Source organism: Thermus sp. (genome assembly GCF_037444525.1).
Taxonomy (GTDB): Bacteria; Deinococcota; Deinococci; order Deinococcales; family Thermaceae; genus Thermus.
Genome location: NZ_JBBIMD010000049.1, coordinates 1 through 16,725 on the forward strand (window position 1 = coordinate 1; position 16,725 = coordinate 16,725).

The 16,725-nt window shown below is 67.6% G+C and carries 22 protein-coding genes, 1 tRNA gene and 2 pseudogenes; 21 read left to right on the forward strand and 4 right to left on the reverse strand.

Annotation, left to right across the window (positions count from 1 at the left end):
* The 7 genes and pseudogenes from WKI94_RS08540 to lysS all read left to right on the forward strand — a co-directional run.
* Positions 1–339 (forward strand): annotated as a pseudogene (locus WKI94_RS08540) (hypothetical protein); the annotation flags it as partial.
* Positions 300–821: a 50S ribosomal protein L10 gene (rplJ, locus tag WKI94_RS08545; protein ID WP_337845340.1), complete on the forward strand. Its 522-nt coding sequence runs from the start codon at positions 300–302 to the stop codon at positions 819–821. The pseudogene WKI94_RS08540 and the gene rplJ, both read left to right, overlap by 40 nt.
* 10 nt (positions 822–831) lie before the next feature.
* Positions 832–1,209 (forward strand): 50S ribosomal protein L7/L12, encoded by a 378-nt coding sequence (gene rplL / locus WKI94_RS08550; protein WP_016330131.1) that lies wholly within the window; start codon positions 832–834, stop codon positions 1,207–1,209.
* Positions 1,210–1,354: 145 nt separating this feature from the next.
* Positions 1,355–1,915 (forward strand): UbiX family flavin prenyltransferase, encoded by a 561-nt coding sequence (locus WKI94_RS08555; RefSeq protein ID WP_337845341.1) that lies wholly within the window; start codon positions 1,355–1,357, stop codon positions 1,913–1,915.
* 37 nt (positions 1,916–1,952) lie between these two features.
* Positions 1,953–3,071: an acyl-CoA dehydrogenase family protein gene (locus tag WKI94_RS08560; RefSeq protein ID WP_337845342.1), complete on the forward strand. Its 1,119-nt coding sequence runs from the start codon at positions 1,953–1,955 to the stop codon at positions 3,069–3,071.
* 22 nt (positions 3,072–3,093) lie between these two features.
* Positions 3,094–3,897 (forward strand): annotated as a pseudogene (locus WKI94_RS08565) (isoprenyl transferase); the annotation flags it as partial.
* Positions 3,898–4,040: 143 nt separating this feature from the next.
* Positions 4,041–5,171 (forward strand): homocitrate synthase, encoded by a 1,131-nt coding sequence (gene lysS, locus WKI94_RS08570; protein ID WP_337845343.1) that lies wholly within the window; start codon positions 4,041–4,043, stop codon positions 5,169–5,171.
* 2 nt (positions 5,172–5,173) lie between these two features.
* On the opposite strand, the gene WKI94_RS08575 is transcribed toward lysS, so the two are convergent.
* Both WKI94_RS08575 and WKI94_RS08580 read right to left on the reverse strand, forming a co-directional pair.
* Complete coding sequence (locus WKI94_RS08575) at positions 5,174–5,380, reverse strand: type II toxin-antitoxin system HicA family toxin (protein ID WP_337845344.1); 207 nt, start codon at positions 5,378–5,380, stop codon at positions 5,174–5,176.
* Positions 5,370–5,597, reverse strand: coding sequence for a type II toxin-antitoxin system HicB family antitoxin (locus WKI94_RS08580; protein WP_337845345.1), 228 nt, complete (start codon positions 5,595–5,597; stop codon positions 5,370–5,372). The genes WKI94_RS08575 and WKI94_RS08580 overlap by 11 nt, the downstream gene beginning before the upstream one ends.
* Positions 5,598–5,620: 23 nt before the next feature.
* Here WKI94_RS08580 and WKI94_RS08585 point away from each other — a divergent pair, with 23 nt between their 5' ends.
* From WKI94_RS08585 to WKI94_RS08650, 14 genes are read left to right on the forward strand one after another with little or no spacing between them, the layout of a single operon-like run.
* Complete coding sequence (locus tag WKI94_RS08585; RefSeq protein ID WP_337845346.1) at positions 5,621–6,871, forward strand: 3-isopropylmalate dehydratase large subunit; 1,251 nt, start codon at positions 5,621–5,623, stop codon at positions 6,869–6,871.
* Positions 6,864–7,355 (forward strand): homoaconitate hydratase, encoded by a 492-nt coding sequence (locus WKI94_RS08590; RefSeq protein WP_337845347.1) that lies wholly within the window; start codon positions 6,864–6,866, stop codon positions 7,353–7,355. Before WKI94_RS08585 ends, WKI94_RS08590 begins: the two co-directional genes overlap by 8 nt.
* Positions 7,356–7,364: 9 nt before the next feature.
* Positions 7,365–7,682, forward strand: coding sequence for a paraquat-inducible protein A (locus WKI94_RS08595; RefSeq protein ID WP_337845348.1), 318 nt, complete (start codon positions 7,365–7,367; stop codon positions 7,680–7,682).
* Positions 7,676–7,840 (forward strand): lysine biosynthesis protein LysW, encoded by a 165-nt coding sequence (lysW, locus tag WKI94_RS08600; RefSeq protein WP_337845349.1) that lies wholly within the window; start codon positions 7,676–7,678, stop codon positions 7,838–7,840. Before WKI94_RS08595 ends, lysW begins: the two co-directional genes overlap by 7 nt.
* A 5-nt stretch (positions 7,841–7,845) precedes the next feature.
* Entirely contained in the window at positions 7,846–8,691 is an 846-nt protein-coding gene (gene lysX / locus WKI94_RS08605; protein ID WP_337845350.1) for a lysine biosynthesis protein LysX, read from the forward strand.
* On the forward strand, positions 8,684–9,718 hold the full coding sequence (argC, locus tag WKI94_RS08610) for an N-acetyl-gamma-glutamyl-phosphate reductase (RefSeq protein WP_337845351.1): 1,035 nt from the start codon (positions 8,684–8,686) through the stop codon (positions 9,716–9,718). The genes lysX and argC overlap by 8 nt, the downstream gene beginning before the upstream one ends.
* A gap of 10 nt (positions 9,719–9,728) precedes the next feature.
* Positions 9,729–10,538 (forward strand): [LysW]-aminoadipate kinase, encoded by an 810-nt coding sequence (locus tag WKI94_RS08615; RefSeq protein ID WP_337845352.1) that lies wholly within the window; start codon positions 9,729–9,731, stop codon positions 10,536–10,538.
* 4 nt (positions 10,539–10,542) lie between these two features.
* Positions 10,543–12,093, forward strand: coding sequence for a 1,4-alpha-glucan branching protein (locus WKI94_RS08620; RefSeq protein ID WP_337845353.1), 1,551 nt, complete (start codon positions 10,543–10,545; stop codon positions 12,091–12,093).
* Positions 12,090–12,953: a nitrilase-related carbon-nitrogen hydrolase gene (locus tag WKI94_RS08625; protein WP_337845354.1), complete on the forward strand. Its 864-nt coding sequence runs from the start codon at positions 12,090–12,092 to the stop codon at positions 12,951–12,953. Before WKI94_RS08620 ends, WKI94_RS08625 begins: the two co-directional genes overlap by 4 nt.
* Positions 12,950–13,795 (forward strand): NAD+ synthase, encoded by an 846-nt coding sequence (locus WKI94_RS08630; RefSeq protein ID WP_337845355.1) that lies wholly within the window; start codon positions 12,950–12,952, stop codon positions 13,793–13,795. Before WKI94_RS08625 ends, WKI94_RS08630 begins: the two co-directional genes overlap by 4 nt.
* A 9-nt stretch (positions 13,796–13,804) precedes the next feature.
* The gene (locus WKI94_RS08635; protein ID WP_337845356.1) at positions 13,805–14,053 is read left to right on the forward strand and encodes an AbrB/MazE/SpoVT family DNA-binding domain-containing protein; all 249 of its coding nucleotides are present in this window, start codon (positions 13,805–13,807) and stop codon (positions 14,051–14,053) included.
* Positions 14,053–14,466, forward strand: coding sequence for a PIN domain-containing protein (locus tag WKI94_RS08640; protein ID WP_337845357.1), 414 nt, complete (start codon positions 14,053–14,055; stop codon positions 14,464–14,466). Before WKI94_RS08635 ends, WKI94_RS08640 begins: the two co-directional genes overlap by 1 nt.
* Positions 14,444–14,860, forward strand: a complete 417-nt coding sequence (locus tag WKI94_RS08645) for a CoA-binding protein (protein WP_337845358.1) — start codon at positions 14,444–14,446, stop codon at positions 14,858–14,860. The genes WKI94_RS08640 and WKI94_RS08645 overlap by 23 nt, the downstream gene beginning before the upstream one ends.
* A complete protein-coding gene (locus WKI94_RS08650; protein WP_337845359.1) occupies positions 14,806–15,834 on the forward strand; it encodes an A/G-specific adenine glycosylase in 1,029 nt (342 codons plus the stop codon). Before WKI94_RS08645 ends, WKI94_RS08650 begins: the two co-directional genes overlap by 55 nt.
* Here WKI94_RS08650 and WKI94_RS08655 read toward each other — a convergent pair.
* Together WKI94_RS08655 and WKI94_RS08660 are read right to left on the reverse strand one after the other, a co-directional pair.
* Positions 15,751–16,452 carry an FAD-dependent oxidoreductase gene (locus WKI94_RS08655; protein ID WP_337845360.1) on the reverse strand — a complete coding sequence of 234 codons (702 nt, stop codon included), beginning with the start codon at positions 16,450–16,452 and terminating at the stop codon, positions 15,751–15,753. The two genes, WKI94_RS08650 and WKI94_RS08655, sit on opposite strands and share 84 nt — an antisense overlap.
* A 27-nt stretch (positions 16,453–16,479) precedes the next feature.
* Positions 16,480–16,555 (reverse strand) — tRNA-Trp (locus tag WKI94_RS08660).
* Positions 16,556–16,725 lie beyond the last annotated feature (170 nt).

The window sequence follows — 16,725 nt, forward strand, 5'->3', positions numbered from 1 at the left end:
CTACAACGGGCGGAGGCCGCACCGGGCTTTGGGGGGTCTTGCGCCCTTGGGGTTCCTGGCCAAGCTCAAGGAGGAGGGGGTCCCCACAGAGTCTCAAATGTGCTGGCCAACTACAGCCCCTTGACCTTTCCCCTTTGGGGCCATATACTCCCCTATGGCACCCCGGGCGCTTTAGCGCCCAAGGCCAGAGAAAGCGGGGGGCTCGAGGCCTTAAACATCCCGCCGAGGCGCTTGAGGGGGAGCGTTTCGCGAATCCGGAACAATCCAGAGGGGTTCCCCTGCCCCACAAGGAGGAAGGTGTGCCGAGCAAGCGCAACGTTGAGCTTTTGGCTGCCCTGAAGGAAAGCCTTCAGGCGGCGCAAGGCTCCTTCTTCCTGGTGAACTACCAGGGGCTCTCGGCCCAGGAGATCTACGCCCTGCGCAGGGGCCTGAAGGAGAAGGGGGCCCGGCTTTTCGTGGCCAAGAACACCCTGATCCGGCTGGCCCTGAAGGAGCTTGGCCTGCCCGAGCTGGATGGCCTCCAAGGTCCCAGCGCTCTGGTCTTCTACCAGGACCCGGTGGCGGCGGCCAAGGCCCTGCAGGAGTTCGCCAAGAAGAACCCCAAGGGCATCCCCGAGGCCAAGGGTGGGCTTCTCCAGGGGCAGCTCCTTTCCGCCAAGGACGTGGTGGCGTTGGCGGAGCTGCCCACCATGGACGAGCTCCGGGCGGAGCTTTTGGGCGTGCTCCAGGCCCCCATGGCGGAGCTTTTGGGCGTCATGGGCGGTGTGGCCCGCGAGCTGGTAGGCATCTTGGAAGCGTACGCGGAGAAGAAGGCAGCGTAGGAGGTAGGAGATGGCGCTGGACATTGAGAGGATCAAAGAAGAGCTTTCCCAGGCGACGGTTTTGGAACTCAAGCAGCTCATTGACGTCTTAAAGGAGGCTTGGGGCGTGACCGCTGCGGCCCCCGTGGCCGTGGCTGCGGCCCCTGCGGCGGCCGCTGCCGCGGCCCCCGTGGAGGAGAAGACCGAGTTTGATGTGATCCTCAAGGATGCGGGGGCCAAGAAGCTGGAGGTCATCAAGGAGCTTAGGGCCATCACCGGCCTTGGCCTTAAGGAGGCCAAGGACTTGGCCGAGAAGGGCGGCCCCATCAAGGAGGGCATCCCCAAGGCCGAAGCCGAGGAGATCAAGAAGAAGCTCGAGGCCGTGGGCGCGGTGGTGGAGCTGAAGTAACCCCCCGCCCATGGGGTGCCCCCCGGGCCCAGAGGGCCCGGGGTTTTGTGTACCCCGCCGAAGCGCACGCTTCGGCGAAGGCCCCAAAAGAGGAAGACGCTACGGACCACCTAGGCTTAGGGTGGGGCCCCGGTAGCATAGGGGCATGGACCTTCCCCGCGTGGTGGTGGGGCTTTCGGGGGCGAGCGGCATGCCCTACGCCCTGGACCTCTTGCAGACCCTGGAGGGCTTGGCGGAGGTGCACCTGGTCCTTTCCCAAGGGGCCAAGCGGGTCCTTTGGGAGGAGATGGGCCTAAGCCCCAAGGACCTTTACCCCTTGGCCTTCCGGGTCTACAAGGACGAGGACCTGGGGGCCCCCATCGCCTCGGGCTCCTTCCCCACCCAGGGGATGGTGGTCATCCCCTGCTCGGCCACCACCCTGGCCAAGGTAGCCCACGGCCTGGCGGACACCCTCCTCACCCGGGCGGCCTTCGTGCACCTCAAAGAGCGGCGCCCCCTCATCCTGGTCCCCCGGGAAACCCCCTTGCCCCTCCCCACCCTCCGGGCCATGGTCCAGGCCGCGGAGGCGGGGGCGGTGGTCCTGCCTGCAAGCCCCGGCTTCTACCACCGCCCAAAGGCCATTGAGGACCTCCTGGCCTTCATCACCCAGCGGGTCCTGGACCACCTGGGCCTAAAGGCGGAGCGGGCCCCCCGGTGGGGGGAGTGACGTTTTTTTGCCGGCCTGCTCTGATACGATGGGGAGGATGACCCTATCCCAGGAGCAGCGGCTGGTTCTGGACACGGTGCGCAAGGTGGCCCGGGAGGTCCTCTGGCCCTTGGCCCCGGAGTACGACCGGGAGGGGAAGTACCCTTGGCCGCAGCTTAGGGCCCTGGCCGAGCTCGGCTTCCTCGGTATGACCACCCCCGAGGCCTACGGGGGGGTGGGGCTGGACTCCCTTACCTGGGCCTTGGCCTTGGAGGAGATCGCCTGGGCGGACCCCAGCGTGGCGGTCATCGTCTCCGTCACCTCGGGCCTGCCCCAGTACATGCTCCTCCGCTTCGGTACCGAGGCGCAGAAAAGGCGCTACCTGGTGCCCCTCGCCCGGGGGGAGTGGATCGGGGCCTTTTGCCTCACCGAGCCCCACGCGGGCTCGGACGCGGCCTCCATCCGCACGGAGGCCCGGAAGGTCCCGGGAGGGTACGAGCTTTGGGGGGTGAAAAGCTGGATCACCTCCGCGGGCCAGGCCCACCTCTACGTGGTCATGGCCCGCACGGGGGCGGGGATCGGCGCCTTCTTGGTGGAGGCTGGGGCCAAGGGGCTTTCCTTCGGCAAGCCGGAGGAAAAGATGGGCCTGCACGCCGCCCACACCGCGGAGGTGCGCCTCGAGGGCGTCCTCGTCCCCGAGGGGAACCGCCTGGGGGAGGAGGGGCGGGGGCTCGCCTACGCCCTTGCGGGGCTGGACTCGGGGCGCATCGGGGTGGCCGCCCAAGCGGTGGGCATCGCCCGGGCGGCCTTTGAGCTGGCCAAGGCCTACGCGGACGAGAGGGTGCAGTTTGGGAAGAAGCTCCGGGAGCATCAGGCGGTGGCCTTTAAGCTTGCCGACATGTACGCCAAGGTGGAGGCGGCCCGCGCCCTCACCCTGAAGGCGGCGGAGAAAAAGGACCGGGGGGAGCGGTTTACCCTCGAGGCCAGTGCGGCCAAGCTCTTCGCCAGCGGGGTGGCGGTGGAGGTGACCCGGGAGGCGGTCCAGGTCCTGGGGGGCTACGGTTACCACCGGGACTACCGGGTGGAGCGCTACTACCGCGACGCCAAGGTCACGGAGATCTACGAGGGCACCTCGGAGATCCAGCGCTATGTGATCGCCCGGGAGCTCTACCGCTAGGGTTTTCTCACGGGAAGAGGGTAAGGTAAGGAGCGTGGTGCGCCGCCTTCTTGCCCCTCCCTGCCCCCTTTACTGGTACTACGAGCGCCGCCTCCTGAAGGAGGTGAGGGGGGGGCCCATGCCCCGCCACCTGGGCCTCATCCTGGACGGGAACCGGCGCTATGCCCGCATGCTGGGCCTGGCCCCCACCAGGGGGCACGAGTTTGGGGTGAAGAAGGCCTACGAGGTGCTGGAGTGGTGCTTGGAGCTTGGGATCCCTACGGTGACGGTCTGGGTCTTCTCCACGGACAACTTCCGGCGGAGCCCCGAGGAGGTGGGGGAGCTCATGCGGCTTTTCGTCCAGGAGGCCTCGAGGATGGCGGACGACCACCGCATCCACCATCACCAGGTCCGGGTGCGGGTCATCGGCCGCAGGGAGGGCTTTTCCCCGGAGGTCCTCGAGGCCTTGGAGAGGCTGGAGTCCCGTACCCAGCATCACCAGGGCATGGTGCTGAACATCGCCATGGGCTACGGGGGACGGGAGGAGATCGTGGACGCGGTGAAGAGGCTTCTCCTGGAGGCCCACGAAAAGGGCCTTTCCCCCAAGGAGGTGGCCGAGGCCCTGACCCCGGAGGCCATCGCGGAGAGGCTTTACACCGCGGGCTTACCGGACCCGGACTTCATCATCCGCACCTCGGGGGAGGTGCGGCTTTCCGGCTTCCTCCTGTGGCAATCCGCCTACTCCGAGTTTTACTTCGCCGATGTGCTTTGGCCCGAGTTCAGGAAGATAGACTTCCTCCGCGCCCTGAGGAGCTACCAGGCCCGGGAGCGGCGGTTTGGCCGTTGACAAGAGGGGCCTTTTCGTATATTCTTACGCCCAAGATGCTGGCCCGCGAGAAAAAACTCGGACGCCGGGGGGTAGGGTAGCCCCAAGGAGGCGCTATACCCCCCGGCCCGAGCGCGGGCCGGGTTTCTTTTTGGGAGGGGCCCATGCGGGAATGGAAGATCATAGACTCCACCTTGCGGGAAGGCGAGCAGTTTGAGCGGGCCAACTTTTCCACCGAGGACAAGATCCAGATCGCCAAGGCCCTGGACGAGTTCGGGATTGAGTATATAGAGGTTACCACCCCCATGGCCTCCCCCCAGTCCCGCAAGGACGCGGAGGTCCTGGCTTCCTTAGGCCTTAAAGCCAAGGTGGTCACCCACATCCAGACCCGCCTGGACGCGGCCAAGGTGGCGGTGGAAACAGGGGTGCAGGGGATAGATCTCCTCTTTGGCACCAGCAAGTACCTGCGGGCGGCCCACGGCCGGGACATCCCCCGGATCATCGAGGAGGCCCGGGAGGTCATCGCCTACATCCGGGAGAAGGCCCCCCACGTGGAGGTGCGTTTCTCCGCGGAGGACACCTTCCGCTCCGACGAGCACGACCTCCTCCAGATCTACCAGGCCATCGCCCCCTACGTGGACCGGGTGGGCCTGGCGGACACGGTGGGCGTCGCCACCCCCCGCCAGGTCTACGCCCTGGTGCGGGAGGTGCGGCGGGTGGTGGGGCCCGGGGTGGACATCGAGTTCCACGGGCACAACGACACGGGCTGCGCCATCGCCAACGCCTTTGAGGCCATAGAGGCCGGGGCCACCCACGTGGACACCACCGTCCTCGGCATCGGGGAGCGGAACGGCATCACCCCCTTGGGGGGGTTCCTCGCCCGCATGTACACCCTCCAGCCGGAGTACGTCCGGAGCAAGTACAAGCTGGAGATGCTCCCCGAGCTGGACCGCATGGTGGCCCGGATGGTGGGGGTGGAGATCCCCTTCAACAACTACATCACCGGGGAAACCGCCTTCAGCCATAAGGCGGGCATGCACCTCAAGGCCATCTACATCAACCCCCAGTCCTACGAGCCCTACCCTCCCGAGGTCTTCGGAGTGCGGCGCAAGCTCATCATCGCCTCGAGGCTCACGGGCCGCCACGCCATCAAGGCGCGGGCGGAGGAGCTTGGCCTGCACTATGGGGAAGAGGAGCTCGCCCGCATCACCCAGCACATCAAGGCCCTGGCCGACAAGGGCCAGCTCACCCTGGAGGAGCTGGACCGGATCCTGAGGGAGTGGATCACCGCATGAGGCTAGAGGGCGCGGTACTCCTCTTCCGTAAGGCCCACGTCCTTGAGGATGCCCAGGAAGGTGCCCCGCTTGAGCTCCTTGCGGTGGAAAGGGATTACGGTGCGGCGCCCGTCAGGGTGGAGGAGCACCCAGTGGCTGCCCTTGCCCCCCACCTCCTCAAACCCCAGGCGCTTGAGCTTGCGCAACACCTCTTCAAGCCTAGGCGGCATCCACCCGGACCTCTACCCACTCCTCGTCCGGTTCCGGGACGGGAAGCCCCTTGGCCTTCAGGGCGGCCAGCATGGCTTCTAGGGCTTCCTGGACGTTTCTCACGGCTTCCTCGCGGGTGTCCCCGTCGGAGCGCACCCCGGGCACCGCGGGCACCTCGGCCAGCCAGACCCCGGGCTCCTCGGGGTCGCGGTACACGCGGATCCAATAGCGTCCCATACTTCCCAGTATAGGAGGGTGCCATGGGCCAGACCTTAGCGGAGAAGATCCTTTCCAAAAAGGCCGGGCGAAGGGTGGAGGCGGGGGAGCTTGTGGTGGTGGAGGTGGACCAGGTCATGGTGGTGGACTCCATCGCCGGGAGCTTCATCCGCCGCCTGGAGTACCTGGAAGCCGCCCCCCGCTACCCGGAGCGGGTCTCCATCGTTATAGACCACGTGGCCCCTGCGGCCAACCTCGAGGTGGCCAAGGCCCAGAAGGAGATCCGGGGGTGGGCAAGCCGGCACGGGGTCAGGGTCTTTGACGTGGGCCGGGGGGTGTGCCACCAGGTCCTCATGGAGGAGGGCCTGGCCCAGCCGGGCTGGATCGTGGTGGGCTCGGACAGCCACTCCACCACCTATGGGGCGGTGGCCGCCTTCGGCACGGGGATGGGGGCCACGGACATCGCCCTGGCCGCGGCCAGCGGCCGCACCTGGCTTAGGGTGCCGGAGACGGTGAAGGTGGTCTTCCGGGGAAGGCTTCCGAAGGGGGTCACCGCCAAGGACGCCGCCCTCGAGATGGTGCGCCTCCTCACCGCGGACGGGGCCACCTACATGGCGGTGGAGATCCACCTCCTGGAGGGGGCGGAGGGGCTCACCCTGGGGGAGCGCATGACCCTGGCCAACCTCACCGTGGAGGCGGGGGCCAAGGCGGGGCTGGTGGTGCCCTCAGGGGAGGTCTTGGAGCGCTATGGGGTGCCCCCTTGGCTTTTCCCCGATGAGGACGCCCGCTACGCCCAGGAGGTGGAGATTGACCTTTCCGCCCTCACCCCCAGGGTTTCCGTGCCCTTCTACGTGGACAACGTCCACGAGGTGGCGGCGGTGAAGGGGAAGCGGGTGGACCAGGTCTTCATCGGCACCTGCACCAACGGGCGCATAGAGGACCTAAGGGCCGCGGCGGAGGTCCTGAGGGGGAGGAAGGTGGCCCCCGGGGTGCGCCTCCTCGTGGTCCCCGCCTCCAGCCAGGTCCTGGAGGAGGCGGCCAGGGACGGCACCCTCCTTACCCTCCTACAAGCGGGGGCCACCATTGGCACCCCCGGGTGCGGCCCCTGCATGGGGCGGCACATGGGGGTCTTGGCCCCGGGGGAGGTGTGCGTCTCCACCTCCAACCGCAACTTCCGCGGCCGGATGGGGGCCCCGGACGCGGAGATCTACCTGGCAAGCCCCCGGGTGGCCGCGGCCAGCGCCGTGGCCGGCTACCTGACCATGCCGGAGGAACTGGAGGAACCCTATGCCTAGGGTCTTTAAGTTCGGCGACCAGATCAACACCGACGATATCCTGCCCGGCAAGTACGCCCCCTTCATGGTGGGGGAGGACCGGTTCCACCTCTACGCCTTCGCCCACCTGCGGCCGGGGTTTGCGGAGGAGGTCAGGTCGGGGGACATCCTGGTCTTCGGCCGGAACACCGGGCTTGGCTCCAGCCGGGAGTACGCCCCCGAGGCCCTGAAAAAGCTGGGCATCCGGGCGGTCATCGCCAAGAGCTACGCCCGCATCTTCTTCCGCAACCTGGTGAACCTGGGGATTGTCCCCTTTGAGTCGGAGGAGGTGGTGGATGCGCTAGAAGACGGGGACCAAGTGGAGCTGGACCTGGAGCGGGGGGTCCTTTGGCGGGGCGAGGAGCGCTTCCAGCTCCGCCCCCCACCCCCCTTCCTCCTGGAGGCGCTCAAGGAGGGCTCCTTGCTGGAGTACTACAAGCGGCACGGGCGCTTCCCGGGGGAGTAGACTGGGGCCATGGAGGACCTGGAGATCACCTGTCCGGTGTGCGGCGAGGTCAGCGTGGTGCTGGCCGAGGACCTGGAGGGCCTCGAGGCCGGGGACGTCCTGGAGTGCGAGGCCTGCGGGGCGTTTTTGGAGGTGGTGTCCCTGGACCCCTTGGAGCTCGAGGTGACCGAGGAGGGCTTGGAGGGCTTCTTCGTGGACTGCCCCCGGTGCGGCTACACCTTTGAGGTTTCCGAGGAGGAAGAGGGGCAAAGCGTCTCCTGCCCCGAGTGCGGTTTTACCTTCGTACCCGACTGGAGCGAAGTGGAAGAGGAGGACGAGGAATGGTAGCCACCTGTCCGGAGTGCGGTGCGGAACTCAAGCTGGAGAACCCTGAGCTGGGCGAGCTTGTGGTGTGCGAGGACTGTGGGGCGGAGCTGGAGGTGGTCTCCCTAGATCCCTTGCGCCTCGAGCCTGCCCCCGAGGAGGCGGAGGACTGGGGCGAGTAACCCCCATGCTGGCCATCCTTTACGACCGCATCCGGCCCGACGAAAGGATGCTCTTTGAACGGGCCGAGGCCCTGGGGATTCCCTTCAAGAAGGTCTACGTCCCGGCCCTCCGAATGGTCCTGGGGGAGAGGCCGCCGGAGCTGCAAGGGGTCAGCGTGGCCCTGGAGCGGTGCGTGAGCCAAAGCCGGGGTCTGGCGGTGGCCCGCTACCTCGAGGCCCTGGGCATCCCCGTGGTGAACCGGCCCCAGGTGATGGAGACCTGCGGGGACAAGTGGGCCACCAGCGCGGCCCTCCACCGGGCGGGCCTCCCCCAGCCCAAAACCGCCCTCCTCACCGACCCCGAGGAGGCCCTTAGGCTCATGGAGGACTGGGGCTACCCCGTGGTCCTGAAGCCCGTCATCGGGAGCTGGGGGCGACTTGTGGCCAAGATCAACGACCGGGAGGCGGCGGAGTCCCTCCTGGAGCACAAGGAGGTCTTGGGGGGGTTCCAGCACCAGCTTCTTTACCTGCAGGAGTACGTGCGGAAGCCCGGGCGGGACATCCGGGTCTTCGTGGTGGGGGACCGGGCCATCGCCGCCATCTACCGGCGGAGCCAACACTGGATCACCAACACCGCCCGGGGCGGGGTGGCGGAGAACTGCCCCGTTACGGAAGAGATCGCCGAGCTTTCCGTGCGGGCGGCGAGGGCGGTGGGGGGCGGGGTGGTGGCCATAGACCTTTTTGAGTCCGAGCGGGGCCTTTTGGTGAACGAGGTGAACCACACCATGGAGTTCAAGAACTCCGTGCACACCACCGGGGTGGACATCCCCGGGGAGATCCTGCGCTACGCCTGGGGGGTGGCCCATGGATAGGAAGACCGTGGCCATCGTGGGGGGGTCGGGGTACGCGGGGGGAGAGTTCTTGCGCCTGGCCCTTTTCCACCCCCACCTGGAGGTGACCCAGGTGACCTCGAGGCGCTTCGCCGGGGAGCCTGTGCACTTCGTCCACCCGAATCTCAGGGGGAGAACCGCCCTCAAGTTTATTCCCCCGGAGAAGCTAGAGCCCGTGGACATCCTGGTCCTGGCCCTGCCCCACGGGGTTTTCGCACGGGAGTACGAGCGCTACCGGCCCTTGGGGAAGGTGGTCCTGGACCTCTCCGCGGACTTCCGCCTGAAAAACCTGGACCTTTACCGCAAGTACTACGGGGAGCACCCCCACCCTGACCTTTTGGGTAGCTTCGTCTACGCGCTTCCTGAACTCTACCGGGAGGCCTTAAGGGAGGCAGACCAAATCGCTGGGGCGGGGTGCAACGCCACCGCCACCCTCTTGGGCCTCTATCCCCTCTTTAAGGCGGGCCTCCTCCAGCCCAAGCCGGTCTTCGTCACCCTCCTCATCTCCACCTCCGCCGCGGGGGCGGAGCCAGGCCCCGCCAGCCACCACCCCGAGCGGGCGGGCTCCCTAAGGGTCTACAAGCCCACCGGCCACCGCCACACCGCGGAGGTGGTGGAGAACCTTCCAGGCCGGCCCGAGGTCCACCTCACGGCCATCGCCACCGACCGGGTGCGGGGGATCCTCATGACCGCCCAGACCTTCCTCCACGACGGCTGGAGCGAGCGGGACGTGTGGCAGGCCTACCGAGAGGCCTACGGGGGTGAGCCCTTCGTCCGTATCGTCAAGCAAAAGAAGGGCATCCACCGCTACCCCGACCCCCGCTTCGTCCAGGGGACCAACTACGCGGACATCGGCTTTGAGCTGGAGGAGGACACGGGGCGGCTGGTGGTCATGGCGGCCATAGACAACCTGGTGAAGGGCACCGCGGGCCACGCCCTCCAGGCCCTAAACATCCGCATGGGCTGGCCTGAGACCCTGGGCCTGGATTTTCCCGGGCTCCATCCGTAGGGGGGTTGCCGTGATCCTCGTCAAAGTGGGCGGCGCCGAGGGCATAGACTACGAGGCCGTGGCCGAGGACGCGGCCTCCTTGTGGCGGGAAGGCCAGAGGCTCATCCTGGTCCATGGGGGAAGCAGCGAGACCAACCGCATCGCCGAGGCCTTAGGCCACCCCCCCCGCTTCCTCACCCACCCGGGGGGGCAGGTGAGCCGCCTCACGGACCGCAAGACCCTGGAGATCTTTGAGATGGTCTACTGTGGTCTGGTCAACAAGCGCCTGGTGGAGTATCTCCAGCGCTTCGGGGCGAACGCGGTTGGGCTTTCCGGCTTGGACGGAAGGCTTCTAGAGGGCCGCCGCAAGACCGCGGTGAAATATGTGGAAGACGGCAAGGTGAAGATCCACCGCGGGGACTACACGGGCACGGTGGAGCGGGTGAACAAGGGCCTTTTGGACCTTCTTTTGGGGGCGGGCTACCTCCCCGTCCTCACTCCTCCTGCCATCAGCCACGAGGGCGAGGCCATCAACACGGATGGGGATAGCATCGCGGCCCTCCTCGCCGTCACCTACGGGGCCGAGGCCCTGGTCTACCTCTCCAACGTGCCTGGTCTCCTTGCCCGCTACCCGGACGAGGGTAGCCTCGTGCGGGAGATCCCCATCGCCCGCCTCGAGGACCCCGAGTACCTGGCTCTGGCCCAGGGGCGGATGAAGCGCAAGGTCATGGGGGCGGTGGAAGCGGTGCGGGGCGGGGTGGGGCGGGTGGTCTTCGCGGACGGCAGGGTGAAGAACCCCATCCGCCGCGCCCTTTCGGGGGAGGGCACCGTGGTACGCTAGGGCCATGGCGCGTTTCGCCCTGGTCCTCCACGCTCACCTGCCCTATGTGCGGGCCCACGGGATGTGGCCCTTTGGGGAGGAGACCCTCTACGAGGCCATGGCCGAAACCTACCTCCCCCTTCTTCGGGCCCTGGACCGGCTTTGGCAGGAGGGGGTGGGGGCGCGGTTCACCTTGGGCATCACCCCTATCCTGGCCGAGCAGCTGGCCGACGCCAAGGTGAAGGAGGGCTTCCGGGCCTACGCCAAAGACCGCCTGGAGCGGGCCCAGGGGGACTACCTCCGCTATCAGGGCACGGAGCTGGAGGGCAGCGCCCGCCACCAGGTGGCCTTCTGGGAGCTTACCCTGGACCACTTCCACGGACTTGGGGGGGATCTCCTCTCTGCCTTCCGCCGGGCCCAGGAGCGGGGGCAGGTGGAGCTCATCGCCTCCCACGCCACCCACGGCTATAGCCCCCTTCTGGGCTACGATGAGGCCCTTTGGGCCCAGATCAAGACGGGCCTGGCCGCCTACCGCCGCCACTTCGCCAAGGACGCCACGGGCTACTGGCTCCCCGAGATGGCCTACCGGCCCCGTGGGTTCTGGAGGCCCCCCGTGGAGGGGGCGCCGGAGGGGGTGCGGGCCGGGGTGGACGAGCTCCTTATGCGGGCGGGGGTGCGGTACACCTTTGTGGACGCCCACCTGGTCCAAGGGGGAAAGGCCCTAAGCCCCTACGGGGAGGCCCACCTGGGCCCGGTGGAGAGCGCCGAGGCCACCTACTACGTCCACGAGCTCCCAAGTGGCCTTAGGGTCTTGGCCCGCAACCAGGAGACCGCCCTCCAGGTGTGGAGCGCGGACTACGGCTACCCGGGGGATGGGCTTTACCGGGAGTTCCACCGGAAAGACCCCCTTTCCGGCCTCCACCACTGGCGGGTGACCCACCGCAAGGCGGAGCTTTCCGCCAAGGCCCCTTACGACCCCGAACGGGCCTTCGCCAAGGCCAAGGAGCACGCAGCCCACTTCGTGGGGCTCTTGCGGGGCTTGGCCGCCCGCCACCCCCAAGGGGTGGTCCTGGCCCCTTACGATGCGGAGCTGTTCGGCCACTGGTGGTACGAGGGGGTGGCCTTCTTGGAGGAGGCCCTCCGCCTCCTCTCCCGGGCGGAAGGGGTGGAGGCGGTGACGGCCAGGGAGGCGGTCCAGGGCGAGGCGGTGCGCACCGACCTGCCCGAGGGTTCCTGGGGCCGGGGTGGGGGGCACGAGGTGTGGCTCAACCCCAAGACCCTGGACTACTGGCGGCTTGTCTACCGGGCGGAAGGGGCCATGCGGGAGGCGGCCCGCCAGGGCATCCTGCCCCCTCGGGTGCTCCAGCAGGCCATGCGGGAGCTTCTTCTCCTCGAGGCCTCCGACTGGCCCTTCCTCATAGACACCGGCCAGGCGGCCGCCTACGCCGAGGAGCGCTACCAGGCCCACGGGGAACGGTTTTTCCGCCTCCTCAAAGGGGTTTCCGAGGAGGAGCTTAAGGCCCTCGAGGCCCTGGACAACCCCTTCCCCGACGCGGACCCTAGGCTTTACCTATGATCCGGCACGCCATCCTCCAGTTCCGCCCCGAGAAGGGGCAGCTCAAGGCCAACGTAGAGCGCCTTACCGACCACCTGAAGGCCCTTAGGCCCCACGCCCCCGAGGTGGTGGTCCTGCCCGAGGCGGCCCTCACCGGCTACTTCCTCCAGGGGGGGGTTAGGGAGCTCGCCCTCACCCGCTTTGAGCTCTTGGAGCTCCTTTCCGAGGTGCACAAGAAGGCAGGGTACGAGAGGGCGCTGGACCTGGTGGTGGGCTTTTACGAGCGGGACAGGGGAGCCTTTTACAATAGCGCCGCCTACCTGGAGCTTCCCCACCGGATCGTCCACGTGCACCGCAAGGTCTTCCTTCCCACCTACGGGGTCTTTGACGAGGAGCGCTACCTTTCCCGGGGGCGGCGGGTGGCGGCCTTCCAAACCCGCTTCGGCCGGGTGGCCCTCCTCATCTGCGAGGATTTCTGGCACTCCATCACCGCCACCATCGCCGCCTTGGACGGGGCCGAGGTCCTCTATGTCCCTGCGGCAAGCCCGGCCAGGGGCTTCCAGGGGGAAAGGCCCTGGAACGTGGAGCGCTGGCGCACTCTGGCCCAGGCCGTGGCTGCGGAGCACGGGCTTTACGTGGTCCTCTCTAGCCTGGTGGGGTTTGAGGGGGGGAAGGGGATGAGCGGGGGAAGCCTGGCGGTGGGGCCGGACGGACGGGTCCTGGGGGAAGCCCCCCTCTTTGAGGAGGCGGCCTTGGTCTTCCCCCTAGACCCCGCCCGCATCCCCCCCGTGCGCTACGATAGCCCCCTCCTTTCCGACCTCGAGGCCGGCCTGCCCCTCCTTCTGGACGACCTCCATCGGGTTTCGGGGAGGGAAGCATGAGGATCCTCGAGGCCCCACCCCTTCGGGAAACCCTGGACCTCAACCTGCCCCTGGTGGCGGACTTTCTCACCCGCTTCATCCGCGAGGAGCTGGCCTGGCGCGGCTACAAGAAGGCCATCGTGGCCGTTTCCGGAGGGGTGGACTCCGCCACCACCTTGGCTCTGGCGGTGCGGGCCCTGGGGCCGGAGAACGTCCACGCCTTGGCTCTACCCCACCGGGATTCCAGCCCCCTTTCCCTGGAGCACGCCCAGTTGGTGGCAAAGACCTTTGGGGTGGAGCTTGAGGTGGTGGACATCACCCCCATGGTGGAGGGGTATGCGGAGAAGACCCCCGGCCTCACCCCCCGTCGCAAGGGGAACGTCATGGCCCGGGCGCGGATGATCGTCCTTTTTGACAAGGCCGAGGCCTACCGGGCCCTGCCCTTGGGCACGGGGAACAAGACGGAGCGCCTTTTCGGCTACTACACCTGGCACGGGGACGACGCGCCTCCCCTAAACCCCTTGGGGGACCTCTACAAGACCCAGGTCTGGGCCCTGGCCCGCCACCTGGGGGTGCCGGAGGTGGTGGTGGAGAAGGCCCCCACCGCAGACCTCGAGCCCGGCCAGACGGACGAGGCCGACCTGGGCCTGCGCTACCTGCGGGCGGACGTCATCCTGGAGCACTACCTCAAGGGCTACCCCGACGCGTACATCCTGGGCCTAGGGTTCACGGAGGAGGAGCTTGGGCGGGTGAAGGAGCGGGTGAACCGCACCCACTGGAAGCGGGCCCTCCCCACCGTGGCCCTCCTTTCCCCCACGGCCATTGGGGAGTTCTACCTGAGGCCTTTGGACTACCGGGTGTAGCATGGGGGTATGAGGCTTCGCTTGGGTCCTAGGGGGGAGCTGGTGCTCCCCGAAGAGGCGCTCCGCCGCCTTGGGCTTCGCCCTGGAGATGAGGTGGAGCTCCTGGTGGAGGAAGAAAGCCTCCACCTAAAGCCCCCACGATCTATCCCGCTGGAATCCCTCTTGGGCAGCCTAGCCTCTGCCGTGAGTTATCCTGGACCAGAGGGAGAGAAGGAAGCCCGGGAAACCTCCTGGACGGAGCGATTCCAAAAGCCCTAGTGCGCACCTTTTGGCTGGATACCAATGTGGTCCTCCGCTTCCTCCTGGGGGAGCCCGAGGAGTTGGCCCAGAGAGCTTACCGTATCCTGAAGGCGGCGGAGGAAAGGCGGGTGCGCCTGGTTTGGCACCCCTTGGTGGTGGCGGAGGTGGTCTATACCTTGCGTTCTTTCTACAAAGTGCCCCTTCCCCAGGTGGTGCACCGCCTCGAGGCCCTTTGGGCCCGCCCGGGGATGTGGGTGTTGGAGGAGGAGGCTTTCAGGAAGGCGTTTGGGCTGATGCTGGAGAAGAAGGTGCACCTTACGGACGCCTTATTGGCTGTAAAGGCCACTTCGGGGGAAGGTGTGGCCAGCCTGGACCAGGACTTCCTCCGCTTGGGGGTGGAGGTATGGGATGGAACTGAAGACCCTTCTTGAGAAGGCCCGCACCATCGCTGTCCTTGGGGCCCACAAGGACCCTTCCCGCCCCGCCTTCTACGTGCCCGACTACCTCTTCCGCGCGGGCTACCGCATCCTGCCCGTGAACCCCCGCTTCGCTGGAGAGGAGCTTTTCGGGGAGAGGGTCTTGGGCCATCTCTCGGAGTTGAAGGAGCCCGTAGACATCCTGGATGTCTTCCGCCCAGGGCATGCCCTTCCCCACCACCTCCCCGAGATCCTGGCCTTGCGGCCGGGCCTGGTTTGGCTCCAGGTGGGGATCCGGAACCCGGAGGTGGAGGAGGCCCTCCTTGGGGCGGGCATTCCCCTGGTGGTGGACCGATGCCTCATGGTGGAGCACAAGCGCCTTTTGGGCCGGCTGAGGGCCCTACCCTAAGAGCCCTTCAGGAGGCCCTCCTCGCCTGGTACGAAAAGGCCAAGAGGCCCCTCCCTTGGCGGGGAGAAAAGGACCCCTACCGCATCCTCCTTTCCGAGGTCCTCCTCCAGCAGACCCGGGTGGAGCAGGCCATCCCCTATTACCACCGCTTCCTAGGGCGCTTTCCCACCCTGGAGGCCCTGCGGGAGGCCCCCCTGGAGGAGGTCCTGAAGGTGTGGGCGGGGGCGGGGTACTACCGCCGGGCGGAGCACCTCCACCGCCTGGCCCAGAGGGTGGAGGCCCTGCCCCCAAGCTACGAGGCGCTTAAAGAGCTCCCCGGCCTCGGTCCCTACACCGCGGCTGCGGTGGCCTCCATGGCTTTTGGGGAACGGGTGGCCGCGGTGGACGGGAACGTGCGCCGGGTCCTGGCCAGGCTCTTCGCCCTGGAATCCCCCACGCCCAAGGCCCTCCAGGGCCTGGCCCAGGCCCTCCTGTCCCAAGGGGCGGACCCCGGGGTTTGGAACCAGGCCCTCATGGAGCTTGGGGCCACCCTCTGCCGCCCCAGGAAGCCCCACTGCCTCGCCTGCCCCCTGAGGTCCTTTTGCTCAGGCCAGGGGGCCCCGGAGCGCTACCCAAGGCCGAAGGCCCGGGCCAAGCGGGAGGAGCACCTGGCAGCCCTCGTCCTTTGGGGGAGGAAGGGGGTCTACCTGGAACCCCAAAAGGGGCGCTTCCAGGGGCTTTACGGTGTCCCCACCTTCCCCGAGGCGGAGCTCGAGGTCCGGGCTAAGGCCTTCGGCGTGGAGCCCAAGCTGGTGGGGTCGGTGCGGCACGAGCTTACCCACCGGCGCCTTCTCCTCACGGTCTACGCCGCCCTTTGGCCGGGGGAAGGGGTGGACCCAAAGGCCAAGCCCCTACCCAAGTTCACGGAGAAGGTGCTCCGCCAGGCGGAGGCCCTCCTCGCTCATGCGGGCGTAGTCCCCATCCAGGACGCATAGCCCCACCGCGTAGAGGTTTTGGAGGCGCTTAAGGCGCAAGGTGGCCTCCTCCCACTCCTCGGGGTGGAAGGCCTGGTAGCGCACCCGGTAGCCTGGGGTGGTGGGGGTGTCCGGCACCACCCCCTCCCGCTCCACGAAGCGGAAGCCCAGGCGGAGGAGGTCCTCGTGGAGGTCAGGGTAGCTGACCTCGGAAAGCCGCCCTGCCTCCTCCTCCACCTCCCCCAGGCGAAGCCTCGCCCCAAGGAAGCTCCCCACCGCCAGGACCACCCTTTCCCCCCGTGCCTCTGGCCCCTCCCAGGTCCTCACCCCCACCACCCTTTCCCCTTCCAGGAGGAGGCCCGTGGCTGTGGCCTGGAAGAGGTGGAGGTGAGGGGCGTGGGCCTCGAGGCGGGCCTTGGCCCGGGCGTGGAAGGACCAGACCCGGGGGTCTATGGGGTCATGGGCCGCCTCTAGGAGGCTCCCCTTGGGAAAGGGGGGGTGTGGGAGGAGGAAGGGCATCATCACCGCGTCCAGGCTTTGGGTGAGGAGGCCCACCCGCACCCCCCTTTGCGCCAAGCGGTGGGCAGCCTCGCTTCCCGCGAAGCCCGCCCCCACGATGAGCACCTGGTAGTTCTCCATAACAAAAAGGCCCCCGAAGGGGCAGTGTGGCGGGCCGTGAAGGACTCGAACCTCCAACCCCCGGTTTTGGAGACCGGTGCTCTGCCAGTTGAGCTAACGGCCCCCGCCTAGGGGATTCTAGCACATCCCCTCGCTTAGACCAAGGGGTTGTAGTTGGCCAGCACATTTGAGACTCTGTGGGGACCCCCTCCTCCTTGAGCTTGGCCAGGAACCCCAAGGGCGCAAGACCCCCCAAAGCCCGGTGCGGCCTCCGCCCGTTGTAGTAGTCCAAAT